The organism is Marinobacter sp. AL4B (assembly GCF_019916045.1).
Classification (GTDB): Bacteria; Pseudomonadota; Gammaproteobacteria; order Pseudomonadales; family Oleiphilaceae; genus Marinobacter.
This window is the reverse complement of the sequence record NZ_JAILWZ010000009.1, coordinates 27,319-44,535: the sequence shown is the minus strand read 5'-3', so window position 1 is coordinate 44,535 and position 17,217 is coordinate 27,319. Positions and strand designations below refer to the sequence as shown.

The following is a 17,217-nucleotide window of genomic DNA, read 5'->3' as shown; positions in this document are numbered from 1 at the left end:
TTCAAGCGAGTGACTGTAATATTTCAGGTGCCTTTGGCGGTGTCACAAAGCTGCATTAAACTGTTGCTACCCTGTAACGTTTTCGCTAAGGAGTTTTGTGCATGCCAGAGAATTTCGTCACCTCAGAGGCCGACGCACCCCTATACCTGCGTGTAAGGGATCAGTTGGCTGATCTGATTAAAAGGGGAGAGGTGAGTGCGAACATCAGGTTGCCCTCGGAGCGTATTTTAGCTGAGCGTTTTGGTACCACCCGAGTAACAGCCCGGCTTGCGTTGGCTCAGTTGGAAGCAGAGGGGCGTATATATCGCTCCAATCGGAGGGGCTGGTTTGTGTCCCCACCGCGTCTGATCTACAACCCTACGGAAGATTATAGTTTTTCGGATAATGCGGTTTCCCAAGGACGCCTCCCTCGAACGGAAACGCTTGAGGTTCGCTGCACTGTTGTCTCGGCTTGGCTGGCGGGTAAGACAGGTCTTGAGACGGGAGATCCGGTTGTGCTGGTCCGGCGCCGACGTTACCTGGATGAGCGGCCGGTGCTGGTGGAAAACATCTTTCTCAACCCCCGCCGCCTCCCGGACATCAAAGATTTTGATTTTAATCGGTCTCTGTGGAAGCTTCTGCGCGATCAATACAGCGTTGATTTGGTTCAGAAGAAGATCGAAATGTTTCCCACTGCGCTGGTGGATCCTCAGGCAAGTGCGCTGAGCGTCAATGCTGGTACCGCAGGACTTTGCGTGAACCGCTGTAGCCGGGACGCTGCAGGGGTTTTCGTGGAGTTTGATGAGGAGTTTTGGCTTCACGACACCCTCAGCATTCAGGTGAATGTGGTCTGAGTCTGCTCGTTAGTTCGTCATCTATCCTTCATTAAACTGTCATAACTTCCCGCAATACTGGTCTATACCAGATTAGCGGGGAGTTACTATGTCCATTGCCAATCATCCAGATGTCGTCGTCATTGGTGGCGGCATCCTGGGATGTTCCATTGCCAGTTATCTCAGCCAGCAACCCGGTCTGACTGTTACCGTCATTGAGCGCGGAGGTCTGGCCGAGCAAACCACCAGTCAAGCAGCCGGCCTGTTGACCAGGATTCGTCCGTCCTCTGGTCTGACGGTACTGGCGACCGAGACCTTTGAAGCCATCGACCGGCTAGAGCAGGACGCTGGTACGCCACTGCCAATTCAGCGGGCGGGCAGTTTGCAGGTTGCTGCTTCCGCGTCAGGGCAATGTCAGCTCGATATTCTTGCTCTCCGAGCGGCCGAATTTGGTCGGCAGACCGAGTGGCTTGATAACTCCGAAGCGGAGAAATTGGCTCCTTGGTTGGCTCTGGGTGAGGGGGCTCGGGCTCTGTTTCTCCCAGACGATGGTTATATCGACCCGTATGCCTTGTGCATGGCATACGCCCGTGCGGCCCGGCGTAACGGTGTTCGATTCCTCTTGCACCACGAGGTGACGGAGCTGGTTGGCTCTGGGGAACGTGTTACAGGTGTTCGGCTGTCAACTGGCGATACAGTGCAGGCAGGATTGGTGATAGATGCCGCTGGTCCCTGGAGCACGGCGCTGGCGCGTCAAAAAGGTATCAACCTGGCGATGGCACCGATCCGAAGTCATTACTGGATTTCTGCGCCTCATCCGCGAATGGCTAACGGTGGTCCCATGACCATTCTGCCCGACAGCGGAGCCTACGCACGCCCAGAAGTAGGCGGCCTGCTGTTCGGGCTGCGTGATAGCCGCGCCGTTTACGCCCGACCGGACACTCTCCCAGATAGCCTGCATGGTTATCGCTTCGATGTCGATCCTACTGGCAATGAGGCCTTGGAAGCAGGCTATTCGGCATTTCAGCATCAATGTCAGGTGCTCGAAGAACTGACCCTCGCCCACTATATCAGCAGCATCTCCAGCTATACGCCGGACAGTGCGCCGCTAATCGGAGCGATGCCCGGTGTGTCTGGATTCCTCGTGGCTACCGGTTGTTCGGGTGCCGGTGTCGGTCTGTCGGGAGGTATTGGGCGCCTCGTATCAGATTTGGTGTCCGGTCAGACTCCTTTTGTTTCTCTCAACGATTTCAGGCTGGATCGGTTTGGTCCAGTCGATTCTTTTGATGCCACTTTTATCCAACGCTGTGCCGAGGCTCGCGCCCGTAAGCGTTCCGGTTAATTACCACGGAGATTACCTATGATTGAGAAAGACCCTTACCTGCTTACCCCTGGCCCGTTGACCACCAGCTTGACCGTCAAGCAGGCGATGTTGAGGGACTGGGGTTCTTGGGATGGTGATTTCAATGGCATGACCGCACAAGTGTGTCAGCGATTGCTGGAGGCAGCGGGCGGCGAGAAAAGCCACGTCTGTGTGCCGATGCAGGGCAGTGGCACCTTCGCTGTTGAGGCGGTCTTAGGGACGTTGGTTGCTCCAGACAGCCATACCCTCGTGCTGATGAACGGCGCTTATGGCAAGCGGATAGGTCAGATTCTGGATTACCTGGATCGGCCGTACTTGAGCATCGACAAAGGCGACTATGAGCCACCGCGCGGCGATGAAGTGGCCGCATTCCTGAGTGCTCACCCCGAGGTGGCCCAAGTTGTGGTGGTCCATTGCGAAACCAGCTCCGGGATCCTCAATCCGATTGAGGAAATTGCGGCAGTTTGTGAGCGAGCGGGTACCCGGTTGATCATTGATAGCATGAGTGCATTCGGAGCCTTGCCCGTAAATGTCGCAGCATTGCCCTGTGCTGCGCTTGTGTCATCCGCAAACAAGTGCTTTGAAGGTGTGCCCGGATTCGGCTTCGCAATCATTGAGCGGTCGTTGTTGGAAGGCGCTCAAGGCCGTTGTCACAGTCTGTCGCTGGATTTATATAAGCAGTGGCGCTACATGGAAAAAAACGGTCAGTGGCGGTATACCCCGCCGACCCACGTCGTAGCCGCGTTTCTGCAAGCGCTGAAAGAGCATGAGGCTGAAGGCGGCGTGGCGGGGCGTTTGGCACGGTATACCCGCAACCGGGACCGGCTGGTGGCTGGCATGCGTGAGCTGGGCTTCGAGACTTTGTTGGCCGACGAGTGGCTTTCTCCGATTATTACCACCTTTTTGTCTCCGAGCGCGTCAACGTTCGACTTCCGCCAGTTTTACGATGAGATCAAGCACCAGGGTTTTGTCATCTACCCTGGCAAGCTCACGGTTACTGACAGTTTCCGAATTGGCTGTATTGGCCAGTTGTTCGATGAGCAAATCGACGACGTTATTACTGCGGTGGCCAATGCCTGCAAAAATATGAAGCTGACACTGCCTGTGCCACCTCCCGTTTTGACCCCTGATAACCTCAAATCCGACTGAAGGAGTTGTTATGTACCGTTATACCCGTTCGTACACCGGGCCTGTACAGGCCATCATTCTGGATCTTGCCGGCACGTGTGTGGACTTTGGCTCGTTGGCACCGATTCAAGCGTTTCTCACACTGTTTGAATCCGAAGGTCTTTCGCTGACGGAGGCAGAGGCCCGTGAGCCGATGGGCACCGAAAAGCGAGAGCACATCCGGCAGCTGCTGGCGATGCCTCGAATACGGCAACAGTGGCGGGAGCGAAGTGGCGCCGAACCGACTGAGCAGGACATTGAACGTCTGTATCACGCGTTTGTACCGTTCCAGACCCAGGCAATTGCAGAGCGCTCGGAGTTGATTCCCGGAGCCTTGGCTCTGCAGGGGTTTGCCCGCGACCACGGCATCAAGCTAGGCGTGAATACAGGTTACAGCCGCGAGATGGTGAACGTGATGCTACCGGAGCTTTACCGGCAGGGTTTTGAGCCTGACAGCGTTGTGTGTGCCACCGAGGTACCTCAGGGTCGCCCAGCGCCTTATATGAGTTTTTGCAATGCCATGGAGCTGGGGGCGACTGCCGTGCAAGGTTGCGTAAAAGTGGATGATACCGCTACGGGCATTGAGGAGGGGTTGAATGCCGGTATGTGGACAGTCGGCGTGGTCGCATCAGGGAATGCGGTCGGCCTTTCTCGAGAGCAATTTGATGGATTAGAGGAGACGGTGCGCGCGCAGCGTCTAGCACTTTCGCACCGTAAAATGGCTCAGTCGGGTGCACACTATCTTATTGATTCAATTGCAGATTTACCAGAGGTTTTGGCGTGTATCCAAGATCGAATTGAGGCCGGCGATTGCCCCTGATAGGAGGCAAAAAGAAACCGTCACGACTCTGTCACGACATTGAAATCTTAGCTGTTTATCGTGAGGGCGCGACTCTGGTGTAGACCAGTTGATAATTGCCCGCTCAATTTAAGATGAGGAACATCACGTGAAAAAATTGAAACTCGCAATCGCTTTGGGCTTGTGTGCTGCAGCTTTTGGAGCTCAGGCGAAAACTGAGCTGACGGTTTACACCGCTCTGGAAGCAGACGACTTGAAGCGATATGCGCAGCGTTTTAATGAAGATCATCCAGACATCAAAATTAACTGGGTTCGGGATTCCACTGGGATTGTCACAGCGCGCTTGTTGGCAGAGAAAGAAAACCCTCGTGCCGATGTTGTTTGGGGACTTGCGGGTACCAGCCTTCTGATGTTGAAAAATGAGGGTATGTTGCAACCGTATTCGCCCGAAGGGCTAGAAAAATTGTCTCCGAAGTTCCGTGACTCTGGGGATGAGCCTTCCTGGGTAGGCACCAATGCCTGGATGGCAGGCCTCTGTGTAAACACAATTGAGGCCGAAAAAGAGGGGCTACCCATTCCTTCGAGCTGGAATGATCTAACTAAGCCGGTTTACGAAGGTCACGTGGTTATGCCTAACCCAAACTCCTCCGGAACGGGCTATTTAGACGTTTCGGGCTGGTTGCAGATGATGGGTGAGGACGAAGGCTGGGCCTTCATGGATGGCCTGCACAACAATATCAGTCGTTACACTCACTCCGGTTCTAAGCCTTGCAAAATGGCAGCGTCTGGCGAAACCCCTATTGGGGTGTCATTCGCGTTCCGTGGTGCCCGTTTGAAAGACCAAGGTGCCCCCTTGGAGTTGGTATTCCCGAAAGAAGGTTTGGGGTGGGAAGTAGAAGCGGCAGGCATCATTAAAGGGACAGCGAAGGTGGATGCCGCTGAGACACTTGTTGACTGGGCTATTAGTCGTAAAGCGATGGAAATGTATAACGAAGGCTTCGCTATTGTGGCAATGCCGGGCGTGGCCAAACCGGTGAAGCACTTCCCAAGCAATGCAGAGGAGTTGATCATCGATAACGACTTTGCCTGGGCGGCGGAGAATCGCGAGGCGATTCTTTCGAAGTGGCAGCAGCGGTATGACAACAAATCGGAAGCGAAATAACTGAGTGGTTTCCGGCCCGGTAATCGGGTCGGGACTTTTGGTGCAATGGGATGAGTGAATGGAGGCTAGAGCTATGAAACAGTCAATCCAGGGAAGTCGCCTGATCGTAAACAATGTCAGTAAACATTTCGGTGACTTCTGTGCACTTCGGGACGTGAATCTGGATATTGAGCCAGGTGAGCTGGTGTGTTTTTTGGGCCCCTCGGGGTGTGGGAAAACCACATTGTTGCGAATCATCGCCGGTTTAGAGCAGCAATCCACTGGTTCGCTGCACCAAGGGGAGGTTGATATTTCCCTGAAACCGCCTCATGCGCGTGATTTCGGCATTGTTTTTCAGTCCTACGCGCTTTTCCCAAATATGACGGTTGAAGACAATGTTGCGTACGGATTGCGCAGTGTAGGGACGTCTAAACCACAGATTCAGTACAGGGTTAGCGAGCTGTTAGCCACAGTCGGTTTGCCTGAACAGGCAAAAAAATACCCAACCCAGTTGTCCGGTGGCCAACAACAGCGCGTAGCTTTGGCCCGTGCTTTAGCGCCCAGTCCGGGTTTGCTGCTGTTGGATGAGCCGCTATCGGCCCTCGATGCCAAAGTTCGTAATCACCTACGGGCAGAGATCCGACAGCTACAGCGGCAGTTGGGTGTGACCACCATTTTAGTCACGCATGATCAGGAAGAAGCCCTAGCGATGGCCGACCGCGTTGTGGTGATGAACAATGGTGTGATCGAACAAGTTGGAACACCGGTGGATATCTATCAACAGCCGGCTTCGGCGTTTGTTGCTGAATTTGTCGGAGCGATGAACTTCATGGACAGTTCAGCGGTAAGTGATCGCTCTGTGCAAGTGGGCAGTCGCGTACTTAACCTAAAACACCCGCTGAAAGGCGGACAGGGGCCGGTGCGGCTGGCGATTCGCCCAGAGGATGTCCATCTTCAGCCCCTCACTGGAAATGGTTGGCAAGCGCAGGTGGTCTCTGTGGATTACTTGGGGGCCTTCATCCGAATCGAAATCATCCTGAGAGAGTGCGGTCTGCGTTTGGTGGTTGATGTGTCCCCCCGCTCAGCTCGTCAGCTTGGATTGGCGCAAGGCGCATGGGTAAACGTAACGTTGCCCTCAGACTCACTGCATTGTTTTGCAGCCTGAGATCGTTATTTTTGACAGACTGAATGATGAATTTATGAACCTTTCTGTATCTGCTGATAAATTAGGGCCAATGGCTGAGAAAGTGCGACAACTCGGTCAGCGCTGGAACTATACGCTTTTTCTGGTTTTGGGTTGTAGCGTTCTGGTGCTTCTCGTCCTAGCCCCGCTGTACACCCTGTTATCTAAAAGCGTGAAAAATAAAGCCGGCGATTTTGTCGGTCTGGATAATTTCGCGCAGTATCTCGGGTCAGGGGCCATCGAATCTGCCTTCTTTAATTCTCTGTGGGTCGCATCCCTGAGCATGGTCATAGTAGTTTTGCTGGCCTTCATGGCAGCTTGGGCATTAACCAGAACTCGGCTGCCGATGACCGGTTTGATTCGTGGCATTCTCGTTGTGCCAATTCTGGCACCATCACTGCTTTCAGCGATCAGTTTGGTGTATCTGTTTGGAAACCAGGGGATACTGAAAAGTTGGCTGTTCGGTGCCGAAATCTACGGCCCAATAGGGGTCATTCTAGGTTCCTGTTTTTGGACGTTTCCTCACGCATTAATGATTCTTTTGACCGCGATGGAAAATGCCGATGGGCGTCATTACGAAGCCGCCACTTCGTTGAAAGCTAGCCCCTGGCGAACCTTCTGGACGGTCACAGTGCCGGGTGCCCGTTACGGGCTGGTTAGTGCAGCGTTTGTGGTATTCACCTTGGTGATAACAGATTTTGGGGTGCCCAAGGTAATTGGTGGTCAGTTTGATGTTCTGGCCACCGATATATACAAGCAGGTGGTTGGTCAGCAACGGTTTGAAATGGGTGCGGTGGTGAGTGTGTTGTTGTTACTGCCGGCACTTTTGGCTTTTGCCGCAGACCGTTATGTGCAGCGCAAGCAGACGGCCAGCTTTACCGCCCAGTCGACCCCCTACAAGCCCAGAGTTAACAAGGCCCGCGACTGGCTGGGCGCTATGATGCTGCTCCCTGCGGTTGTGTTTATTCTGGCGATCATTGGTATGGCCATCTATGCGTCGTTTGTAACTTTCTGGCCTTACAATCTGGACCTTAGTTTCAAGAATTACCAGTTCGACCTGATGGACGGTGGCGGCTGGGGGGCCTACTTTAACAGTATCCAAATGGCGTTGGGTGCGATGGTGCTAGGAGCGGCGCTGGTGTTTTTTAATGCTTGGTTAACAGAACGGACACCTCAGCCCTCTGGCCTTAAAGGTTTGTTTCATTTGCTAGCCCTGCTACCTCTTGCCGTACCGGGGCTGGTGCTGGGGCTTTCGTACATTTTCTTTTTTAATGATCCGGATAATCCGTTGAATGTGATTTACGGCTCACTGTTTATCCTGATGTTATGCACTGTCGCACACTTTTATTCAGTCTCGCACCTGACGGCGATCACAGCCCTGAAACAGCTGGATCGGGAGTTTGAGGCTGTGGGTGAGTCTCTGAATGCATCCCGCTGGCGGGTGTTAGTGACCGTTACGCTGCCGCTGTGTTTGCCAGCGATCCTGGATGTGGCGTTGTACTTTTTTGTAAATGCTATGACAACAGTGTCTGCCGTGGTGTTTTTGTACGGACATGACTCTCAACTGGCTTCTGTGGCCGTATTGAATATGGATGAAGCGGGGGACATCGCTCCGGCGGCGGCTATGGCAGTGCTGATTACCATAACCTGTGCCGGTGCTAAATTGGTCCAGGGGGTGTTACGGTTCTGGCTGGACCGCTCCACCAGAGGCTGGCGCCAAGGAAAAGCATGACCCTCTCGGCAATTCTGATTGTGCTGCTGTCGGCCCTAGCTCATGCAAGCTGGAATCTGTTCGGAAAAAGCGTCAGTCCAAGTGGCGCTTTTTTTTGGTACTGCACTGTTTGGGGAGTACTGTTTACGTCACCTGTGTTGCTCTCTTATCTGGATGTTTTGCGAACATTTACCCACGATATTTGGGCCTTGGTGGTTTTGACTGGGGTCTTTCAGGCGTCCTATCTTAGTGCGCTCGCGGCCGCGTACCGCCATGGCGAAATGTCTGTTGTTTATCCCATGGCCCGATCCTCACCGCTTATCATTTTGTTGATCGGAACCCTGTTTCTGGGGACTTCGGACAGGATTACCGCGGCGGCTGTCTGCGGCATTCTGCTGATCGTTGTAGGTTGTATGGTTCTGCCCATGCGCTATTTCCGAGATTTTCGCTGGTCGAACTATGCCAACCTTGCAACGTTTTTTGCGCTTGTTGCTGCCTTCAGTACGGCGGGTTACTCGTTGATCGATGATAACGCTACTCGGCAGATACGGGCGCTACCAGGTTTGGCGATCAATGACGGAGAAGTGGCGTTGCTGTTTGTCATATTACAAGCTTGGTCGGCTCTGGCGTGGCTCTCTCTGGGGGTGTTGTGCCAACCTGAAGAGCGGCGATTAATGAGGATTCTTGTCGGGAAATGGCGGAGCACTCTGGGTGCAGGACTTTTGATTCTGGGAACCTATGTCCTGGTGGTGTGGGCCATGGCCTACGCTGAAGACGTCAGTTATGTGGTCGCGTTTCGCCAGATCAGTATTCCTATGGGGGTTCTGATGGGTTGGTTGTTTTTGAAGGAGCCATTGCACGGTCCCAAAATACTGGGGGTCGGTGTGATTTTGAGTGGTTTGTTTCTTGTGGTTTTGGGGTAGGGGGCGGAGGCTCACGGCCTCACCCCCTCCAGAATGGTCCAACCGGCGGCCTGCGCTCGAGCTAGTAGCTTCGGGTCGGGATTAACAGCCACGGGGTGATCGACTTGCTCAAGCAGGGGTAGGTCGTTGTGGGAGTCGGAATAAAACCACGTGGGCCCCAGAGGTGTCGTTTGCACTGAGCTCCAGTGCTTCAGAGCTTCTATCTTGCCGGCTTGAAACGGGCGCCGAGCACCGATTTCTCCAGTCAGTTCACAGTCGTTCCAAAGTACTTCAATTCCGAGTGCGTCGTGAATCCCCAGTGCCTTTGCGATTGGTAAGACCAAATGTTCGCCGGTCGCAGAAATTATGAGCAGTCGGTGTTGTTGTTGCCGGTGCCAATCAAGGCGCTGTTTCATGGCTGGACAAATGCGTGGTTCGATCACTTCAATCACAAACGCATTTACCATATTTTCTAAACGTGTTTTGCTCCAACCTTTAAGGGGCTCCAGACTGAACTCCATATATTCTTCGAGGTTAAGAGTCCCGTTCTGGTATTTTTGGATAAACTGTTCGTCTTTGTGGGTTGCATCTGGATTTGGATGCAGACCTTGGCCGAGTAAGAAAGCTGTGAATAGATGAGCACTGTCACCGTGAATCAAAGTGTCGTCGAGATCGAAAATTGCAAGCATAAGGAGTTCTTGGATCTTAATTGGTTTTTGGGAAAGATAGCCCCGGCCCGGATTGCTTCGGACCGGGGGAAACGCTTAGAGGTCGCCCAAGGGCGCTGTTGAGTTGGCTAGAGCTTTTGCTTCGGCCTCTGTCAGGGCACGGTTAAAGGTCACAAAGTCAGTAATGTCCAACTCTACGCCACGACCTACGTTGAATTGTCCATCCCCACCTTCACCGATATTGAGCGGGTAAGGTGAAGCCAGGCTAGAGACAGAGCCGGTATTGGTCTGCGACGCCTGAAACCCAAAGGTTGCATCTTGCAGATAAAGCGCCGCTTTGCCGTTGGTTAAATCCATGGTCGCGAGTGCAAAAACCCATTGACCTTTGGCCAGTGACATCCAGCTGGTGTCGGCTCGGTGGGAGCCGTCTCCCAAATTCAATTTGATGCTGTTATTGGTCACAGTGACGATAAAGCCAGGGTTGTAACCGCTTGCCCAGTCTTTATTTGAGATGAGATGAGGGTCGCCTTGGATGTCGCCATTGACTCGGAACCGAAAACCGAAGGAGATCTGATCGTAATCGGAAAAATCCTTGTTTTGGCTCAGGTAGCCTTGGCTGCGCTGGAGATTGACTGCTTTGGTATCGGCGAAGGGGCCGTCCACATACGTGGGGATGGCGGAAGCTTCAGAGACCCAGCCGAATGGTGCAACGGTCCCATTGAAACTGGATAGACTTTCCCGTTCGGCTAGCAGGCTGCCAAGGTCGACGGGTTCCGCCAAAGAGACTTTAACCCGGCTGCTCACTGGCGCGCCTATGTCAGCCTGCACGGAGTAAACCACGGTATGAGATCCTTCTCCGAGGTCTTCTAGTTTCAGGGTATCAACGTAACTGCTTTCCTGGCCACTCGTTTTAGCGATCCGCTCGTTGTTGCGGTAGATAGCAACGTTTTCAACATCCTTAGTTAACTGCCATTGGAGATTAACGGTTGCTGATGTGAATTCAGGCTGATCTATAAAGCTGAGCAGCTTGTACGCGCCTAGCTCGCCGATCAATGAAGGGCTCGCAAGTTGATCGTCCACCTCTGGGATGCGGGCCAGATAGGTCATAACCGTTGGCATGATCGAGGTAATGGCGGGGTAAGCCATTAGAGTATTCTGTTCCGCATCATTGGATAAAGCCAATGGGGCTGATGGAGTCGTTAGGAATTGGTTGAACAGCTCTGGTTTATTCACTCCGATCACACTTGTCCGTTCAGCCACGGTATCACCGCCGTGGCCGCCGGCCGGCCGATGGCCGTGGTCGGATACAACCATAACCAACCAGTCTTCGTTCAGGTTACGTTCACGCTGCTCAATGGCAGCCATAATTTGCCCTAAACGAGCATCGGTTTCGCGCAGCGCGGCTTCATAGGGTTCACACCAACCGCAAGCATGGCCTGCGCCATCTACTTCATCTAAGTGAGTAAAAATAAAGTCTAGGTTGCTTTCCTCTTGTTCCAGCTCATTCACAAGCTGTTCGGTGATGAACGTATCGACCGACTTGCCATCGGGGCGGGAAGCGCCGTCGACCCTACGATCGATGTTCGACATTTCTTTGATCAGGTGCCCGCTGTTAATCGGTGTCCAAGATACAAAACTCCCGCTTTTTAACGCTGGATCACTCTGCTTCAGAGTCGCGAAAATACTGTTGGTAGCGACAGGCTTGTTGTTGTTACTTTGTACGCCGTGACCATCCACCCAAGTCCCTGTAAGGATGCTCGACCAGCTAGGTCCCGAATAGGAACGTTGGTGCGAGCTGGTATTGAGCAGCCCCCCAGCGAAGCTTTTGGTCAACGTGAAGCGGGCAAAGTTTGGTGTTTCTGGCTCGTTGAGATCGGGGCTATCGATGGGATCAATGTAGTCGTACATCAAACCATCGATGCCTATCACGAGTGCCTTGCGGGTTGGTTCGGTTACTGGAGTTTCGATTTCAGGTGTGGTGATTTTTGTGCTGTCATCTCTGCTATCGCTGTCATTGCAGCCACTCAGCGCGACAATCGCCGCGGTAGCAACGACTAGGTGTTTGCTCGGAAGCTTTCCAAAAGGCATCGTGTAATTCCTGTTTAGGTTGTTGACGCTCAGCATGATGAGTTCTGGTATATGCCAGATGCAGCTTAAGGAAGGTTCTTGACGAATAGATGTCAAAGTTATTGCACAGGTATCGAATGGAAGGGAGCAAAAAAGCCCCAAAGTGATTGGGGCTTTCATCGTGGTTAACCCAAGTAGCCTGCCTAGCTTGTTGGGAATTTCAAACAGAGAAGTGTTTTGGTGTCATTGTTTAACGCTTAATCTTCGACCGCCGCATAGACGACCAATTCAACCAGCATCTCTTCGCGAGCAAGGCCGGCTATTACCATAGCAGCACGGTTGGGATATGGCTCTTTGAAGTACTCTGCGTAGACTTTGTTTACAACCGGCAGGTGCGATCTATCGGTAACGTAAATCAGAACCTGTGTGACATCTGTGAGGCTTACCTTTGCGCATTCCAGTGTGTGGCGCAGGTTTTCCATAGTTTGACGGGTTTGGGCCTCAATTCCGCCGTCAACCACTTTCCCTTGGTCATCAATAGGGATCTGAGCAGTGAATAATATGCCGTTACCAATGGTTGCCCACTCTAGCGGTGACGGGGAGGCGTATAATTCGGTTTTTACTGTTTTGATCATGCTTACTCTTCCTTAGGTGGGTTTTGGTTAGCGTTCAGCACCTGCCAGCCGCCTTTCCACGGCGCTGACGAGGTTGAATCCAATGTGTCTAATTGGCTCAGGCGGCATCCAACTGGGCATGCCCATGAGCTCCTTTACGTTAAGGGATGGCTGGCCGGAAGCCAGATTGGCCAGCTGTTGTCCCAGAAGCGTTCCCTTCAAAATACCTACACCGTTGCAGCCGATGGAGGCGAATAGTCCTTTCTTAAGCTGGCCCCAAAGCGGTGCACCGTTTGCCGTCAGCGACGTGGTGCCGCCCCACCACTCTTCTAAGCCAAAACGGGTCAGTTCAGGGAAGCGGTTTATCAGACTTTGTTCAAGATAACGTCGTGTAGAGTCATTGCCTTCGCGCTCGTAACCGTAAAAGCCTCGTATGAGAAGTCTTCCATCGTCAGTGGTTCGCAGGGTGGAGCCGAGACGGTGGGCAGGCAGCAACCCCCATTGTCCTTCTGGTGCTAGGGCGGCGAATAAATCGGCTGGCAATTTTGGGGTGACTCCTGCATAGGTGAATATTTTCACGCTATAGGCATTTCCGAACCCCAAAGAGCTAGCGAAGGCATTGTTAGCCAGAAAGACCTTGGGTGCCTGAAGTGAACCGTCGGGTGTTGTGGCCAACCACCCGGATGAGTTTTGTGACAGGTGAACAGCCGGGCTTTTCTCATACACTTTAATTGTGGCTGGAAGACTTCGGGCCAGGTTTGAAATCAGTGCATAGGGGTTGACCAGGCTGTTGCCTGGCAAATTCAGCCCAGCACGGTAATAGTTACTGCCTGTTATCGACCTTAAACGTTTCCCACTCATCCACTCGAAGGGTTGGCCGCTCTTTTCGAGGAGTGAAGCTAAGGCCGATAAATTTCGCATGCCTCGGTCTGTAGCTGCGCCTTTGAAAATTGTAGAGTTTGCTGTGACGGCTCCTTGATAGCCTATTTCACGCATAGCATCTTGGGTGGACTGATAGTGCCGATAGAGTTCCCCAGCGGCCTCAGGGTCGGCTCCGGTGAAAGCGTGCTCAAGAACAAATCCCGAGTTGCGGCCCGGGGAGCCTGCTCCAATAGTTTCCGCCTCCAAAACTCTGATATCACTATTTGGCTGTAGCTTTGCGAGCTGGCGGGCTATGCCGATTCCAGTATAGCCAGCACCGACAATGATCGCGTCGCAGGTGTGAGAGCCGGTAAGGCGAGGGTGTTTCGGAGACAACTCAGCCGCCTCATTCCAGCCACAGGCGCGTTTATAGTCAGGGTAGGGGGCGCTGCTTCTGCTCATCGTGGATATACTCTTTTATCAGGTATGTTCTACCGGTTCGAAAAGGTTGTGGCTAATTGCTCTTGCACTGGCCAGAAGTGATTTCGTAAGGCAGCTGTAATGTTCGTCAGACAACCGGGAGCGCCGCAGGCAACAACTTAATGCAGCGATTGGTGTCTGGTTTTTTCCGAAGACAGGAACAGCTACACCCGTAAATTCGGGAGGATCAGAGCCTTCCACTCCGCAGGTGACTTCTAGGTGCCGGCAGTTGGCGATGGCTTCCTGCACACGACCGCGAGTAATTCCTTTTCCTCGCAGAAACGGCGCTTCGTTGTGTTCAAGGATGTGTGTCTGTTCTTGCTTGCTCAGAAAGCTAAGGATGGCAATGGACGCCTGGCCGACTCCGAAGGGAATTCGGTCACCCTTTTGACGGGTGTAGCTCCGTGCGGGGTGTTGCCCATCGGCGATATCGAGGCATAACACGTGAAAGCCGTCAGGAATCATAAGAAAAAAGCTGTCCCCTAAATTCTCTGCCATATCCAAAAGGTGCATGTGCGCAACCTTGTCCAGTGCGGCGCGGGTTAGCTCACTCCAGCTTAAGAGTTCCGGGCCGGGGTAGACTGGTCCGCGACTAAGTGGCTGCCTGACAAGACCTAGATCTTTTAAGGCGCGAACCAAACGATACACAGTTGACGTGCTCAGGCCTGTTGCGTCGGCGAGTTCTGAAATGGAGAGACCGTATTGCCCGGCTTTTATCACGAAGCGAAGCAATGAATAACTTCTATCCAGAGTTTGAATGCCGCTTTCATACATACCGGTCTTACCCTTTTTAATTTCATTGCTCACTTTGAGTGTAACTGTACCTCTTGGCGTTCATTTTGGCTTATCGCAAAGTGAGAAAATTATCGAAATATAGTCTTAAAAATTCATCAGCAAATATTTAATTCATATTTGGATGTCTTGTGGTGACAGGGTGTTTAAATGTCGATTTCTATGTGCTTATATGATCGCATCTTGAATTAGGGTGAGAGAGTATGGTCACGTTCAAGCCAGCATCAGAGTGGCACGGCAGGGTAGATAGTGAAGAAGGAGCGGGCGCAATACGTTGGCATCAGAAGGTGTCACTAGCGCCAGATGGATGCTCCGGTCAAACCGTGGGAATGCTTGGCTTCTCGTGCGATGCAGGTGTTCAGAGAAATAAAGGGCGCCTCGGCGCTGCGGCTGGCCCGGATGCTCTTCGGCGTCAACTGGGTGGCTTAGCTTGGCACGGTGGTGACGACCTGTCTGTAATTGACCTTGGTACGGTCGAGGTTAGCGGCGACGCACTTGAGAAGGGTCAAGATGAGTTGGCGTCAAAAGTTGCGGAAGCACTTTCGTCCGTTAGTCGCCTGTTAGTTGTGGGTGGGGGACATGAGACGGCTTGGGGTAGTTTTTCCGGTTTAGCCAAGGCTTACGACCCCACGACTACAAAAATCGGCATTATCAATTTAGACGCTCACTTTGATCTACGAATGAAAGGCGAACAAGGGGCGTCCTCCGGTACGCCCTTTGCTCAGATAGCTGAGCACTGCGGGCAGGATCATTTCCATTACTGCTGCTTGGGCGTTGCACGGACGAGCAATACCTCCTCATTATTCGATCGTGCTTGTGCTATGGGCGTTAGTTATCGTGAAGATAGGTATATGCGGGAGGTAGATATTCCGGACGTCATAGAACAAGTCCGCGAATTCAGTCAAGGTTTGGACATGCTCTACCTGACCATCGACTTGGATGTACTTCCTCATTATCAGGCACCGGGTGTCAGTGCTCCTGCGGCACGAGGCGTTGTGCTGGAAGTGGTGCAAGCTGTGGTTGATGAATTGGAGCAGATCGCTGCGACATTACCCTACGGCATGCCACTGGTAGAAATTTGCGAGTTGAATCCCGAATTTGATGAATCTGGCGTTACCGCTAAAACAGCGGCTCTGCTGGCGGACACCTTGCTGTGTCAACACTGCCGCTCATGAGGCGGTCTCACTAAGCTAAAAGAGTAAAGGAAGTCAAAACAATGAAAAAGCTGAAAATGATGCTTATGACCGCCGCTTTGGGCGTGGGTCTTGCGGCTGGAGCTGCGCAGGCACAGGAGCGGGTGTTTTTTGGAATCGCTACCGGCGGTACTGGCGGCACCTATTACCCGCTTGGCGGCATGTTAGCGCAAGTGATCTCCAATAATGCCGAGTTGGAAGGTAAGAAACTGTCAGCAACGGCAGAAACTGGAAACGCATCGGTAGCGAATGCCGGCTTGCTCGGACGGGGAGATATAGAGTCTGCTTTTGTTGCGGCTGATATCCTCGATTCCGCGTATAAAGGACAGAACCAGTTTGAGGGCAAGGCACAGAAGAATTTGCGAGCTCTGGGAGCTTTGTATCCAGAGGCTGTTCAATTGGTAGCCCAACCCGGTATTGCGTCATTCGGTGACTTGAAAGGCCATTCCGTTAGTTCCGGTTCGCCTGGCTCCGGGCAGTGGCAACTACTCGGCGATCTACTGGAAGCTCATGGCATGACCCGTGATGATTTAACCGAAGATTATTCGTCCTTTTCTCAATCTGCAGAAAAAATCAAAGATGGAAATCTTGACGCATCCTTGATTACTGCTGGTTCACCAACCGCATCTATCCTGGAATTGGCTAACGGGCACGATATCAACATCATTCCGTTGACCGGTGCACCGATCAAGAAACTGCAGGAAACCCAGCCGTATTACGCATCCACCATCCTGCCGGCTGGCACCTATAAAGGCGTGGACAACGATGTTGAAACCATTGCTGTCCGAGCGATCTGGGCAACCCATGCTGATTTGCCAGAAGATATTGCGTACGCGGTTACCAAGGCGCTTTACGAGAATACAGACACCTTGGCGAAGGTGCATGTGAAGGGTAAGGAAATTACACGTCAGAGTGCACTTGAATCGGTATCGATTCCGCTGCATCCAGGCGCGGAAAGATACTTCCGTGAAAAGGGTCTCATTGAATAAGTTTACGCTGCTGCTGGCCGGGGCCTTTGCCCTGGTTGGCGATCTTCAGGCCGCCGGTCTGGAGATTAGTCAGTACCGGGAGGGCAAGTTACTTACTTGTGTTCCTGTGGTAGATAGGAAGTTTGAGCTTTCGTTCATTCACTCCGTGTCGCTCACTCCCGTCAAGGATTACTACCGATTGGATGAGACTGCTTCCGGCGAACTGACGATCAATCAGACCTCGGAAGTTTTCCTCGCCCATGGGCAAGGGCTGCCCTCACTGGTGAACGAACCCGATGCGACGTCATTCAAACGCAAAAGTGGTGCATTCATTCTGGAGATGGACCGGAATATTGGGCAGCTGATTGTGCGAACCGATCGGCGCTTCAAGAACAGACTGCACACTGGAAATAAACATATAAATTTGAACCAATGGCCGGACAGCGGGCTGCTGATTTTTCCGGTCTCTAACTGCCAACCATAACTCAGAGTGAAC

The 17,217-nt window shown here is 52.7% G+C and carries 16 protein-coding genes; 11 read left to right on the top strand and 5 right to left on the bottom strand.

All coding sequences use genetic code 11. The features are described from left to right. The first annotated feature begins 101 nt into the window (after nt 1-101). The 8 genes from K5L82_RS00790 to K5L82_RS00755 all read left to right on the top strand — a co-directional run bounded on the left by K5L82_RS00790 (nt 102) and on the right by K5L82_RS00755 (nt 9,099). Entirely contained in the window at nt 102-833 is a 732-nt protein-coding gene (locus K5L82_RS00790) for a UTRA domain-containing protein (RefSeq protein ID WP_223132830.1), read from the top strand. An 88-nt stretch (nt 834-921) separates the two neighbouring features. Beyond that, nucleotides 922-2,154: an NAD(P)/FAD-dependent oxidoreductase gene (locus K5L82_RS00785; protein WP_223132829.1), complete on the top strand. Its 1,233-nt coding sequence runs from the start codon at nt 922-924 to the stop codon at nt 2,152-2,154. A gap of 18 nt (nt 2,155-2,172) precedes the next feature. Continuing rightward, nucleotides 2,173-3,324, top strand: coding sequence for a 2-aminoethylphosphonate--pyruvate transaminase (locus K5L82_RS00780; RefSeq protein ID WP_223132828.1), 1,152 nt, complete (start codon nt 2,173-2,175; stop codon nt 3,322-3,324). Nucleotides 3,325-3,334: 10 nt separating this feature from the next. Beyond that, nucleotides 3,335-4,162 carry a phosphonoacetaldehyde hydrolase gene (gene phnX / locus K5L82_RS00775; protein WP_223132827.1) on the top strand — a complete coding sequence of 276 codons (828 nt, stop codon included), beginning with the start codon at nt 3,335-3,337 and terminating at the stop codon, nt 4,160-4,162. Between the two features lie 127 nt (nt 4,163-4,289). Continuing rightward, entirely contained in the window at nt 4,290-5,303 is a 1,014-nt protein-coding gene (locus K5L82_RS00770) for a putative 2-aminoethylphosphonate ABC transporter substrate-binding protein (RefSeq protein ID WP_223132826.1), read from the top strand. A gap of 73 nt (nt 5,304-5,376) precedes the next feature. After that, nucleotides 5,377-6,447: a putative 2-aminoethylphosphonate ABC transporter ATP-binding protein gene (locus K5L82_RS00765; protein WP_223132825.1), complete on the top strand. Its 1,071-nt coding sequence runs from the start codon at nt 5,377-5,379 to the stop codon at nt 6,445-6,447. Nucleotides 6,448-6,481: 34 nt separating this feature from the next. Beyond that, on the top strand, nt 6,482-8,197 hold the full coding sequence (locus K5L82_RS00760; protein WP_262492453.1) for a putative 2-aminoethylphosphonate ABC transporter permease subunit: 1,716 nt from the start codon (nt 6,482-6,484) through the stop codon (nt 8,195-8,197). After that, entirely contained in the window at nt 8,194-9,099 is a 906-nt protein-coding gene (locus K5L82_RS00755) for a DMT family transporter (protein ID WP_223132824.1), read from the top strand. The genes K5L82_RS00760 and K5L82_RS00755 overlap by 4 nt, the downstream gene beginning before the upstream one ends. An 11-nt stretch (nt 9,100-9,110) precedes the next feature. On the opposite strand, the gene K5L82_RS00750 is transcribed toward K5L82_RS00755, so the two are convergent. From K5L82_RS00750 to K5L82_RS00730, 5 genes are all read right to left on the bottom strand, one after another. Next, nucleotides 9,111-9,767, bottom strand: a complete 657-nt coding sequence (locus K5L82_RS00750) for an HAD family hydrolase (protein WP_223132823.1) — start codon at nt 9,765-9,767, stop codon at nt 9,111-9,113. A gap of 75 nt (nt 9,768-9,842) precedes the next feature. Then, complete coding sequence (locus K5L82_RS00745) at nt 9,843-11,834, bottom strand: alkaline phosphatase family protein (RefSeq protein WP_223132822.1); 1,992 nt, start codon at nt 11,832-11,834, stop codon at nt 9,843-9,845. 236 nt (nt 11,835-12,070) lie between these two features. Further along, on the bottom strand, nt 12,071-12,448 hold the full coding sequence (locus K5L82_RS00740; protein WP_223132821.1) for a RidA family protein: 378 nt from the start codon (nt 12,446-12,448) through the stop codon (nt 12,071-12,073). 27 nt (nt 12,449-12,475) lie between these two features. Further along, nucleotides 12,476-13,750, bottom strand: coding sequence for an NAD(P)/FAD-dependent oxidoreductase (locus K5L82_RS00735; RefSeq protein WP_223132820.1), 1,275 nt, complete (start codon nt 13,748-13,750; stop codon nt 12,476-12,478). Nucleotides 13,751-13,768: 18 nt separating this feature from the next. Continuing rightward, a complete protein-coding gene (locus K5L82_RS00730) occupies nt 13,769-14,575 on the bottom strand; it encodes an IclR family transcriptional regulator (protein WP_223132819.1) in 807 nt (268 codons plus the stop codon). 188 nt (nt 14,576-14,763) lie between these two features. Between K5L82_RS00730 and hutG the strand changes: the two genes are divergently transcribed. From hutG to K5L82_RS00715, 3 genes are read left to right on the top strand one after another with little or no spacing between them, the layout of a single operon-like run. After that, nucleotides 14,764-15,735, top strand: a complete 972-nt coding sequence (hutG, locus tag K5L82_RS00725) for a formimidoylglutamase (protein ID WP_223132818.1) — start codon at nt 14,764-14,766, stop codon at nt 15,733-15,735. A 41-nt stretch (nt 15,736-15,776) separates the two neighbouring features. Then, on the top strand, nt 15,777-16,742 hold the full coding sequence (locus K5L82_RS00720; protein WP_223132817.1) for a TAXI family TRAP transporter solute-binding subunit: 966 nt from the start codon (nt 15,777-15,779) through the stop codon (nt 16,740-16,742). Continuing rightward, nucleotides 16,735-17,205: a DUF1850 domain-containing protein gene (locus K5L82_RS00715; RefSeq protein WP_223132816.1), complete on the top strand. Its 471-nt coding sequence runs from the start codon at nt 16,735-16,737 to the stop codon at nt 17,203-17,205. Before K5L82_RS00720 ends, K5L82_RS00715 begins: the two co-directional genes overlap by 8 nt. Nucleotides 17,206-17,217: the final 12 nt, after the last annotated feature.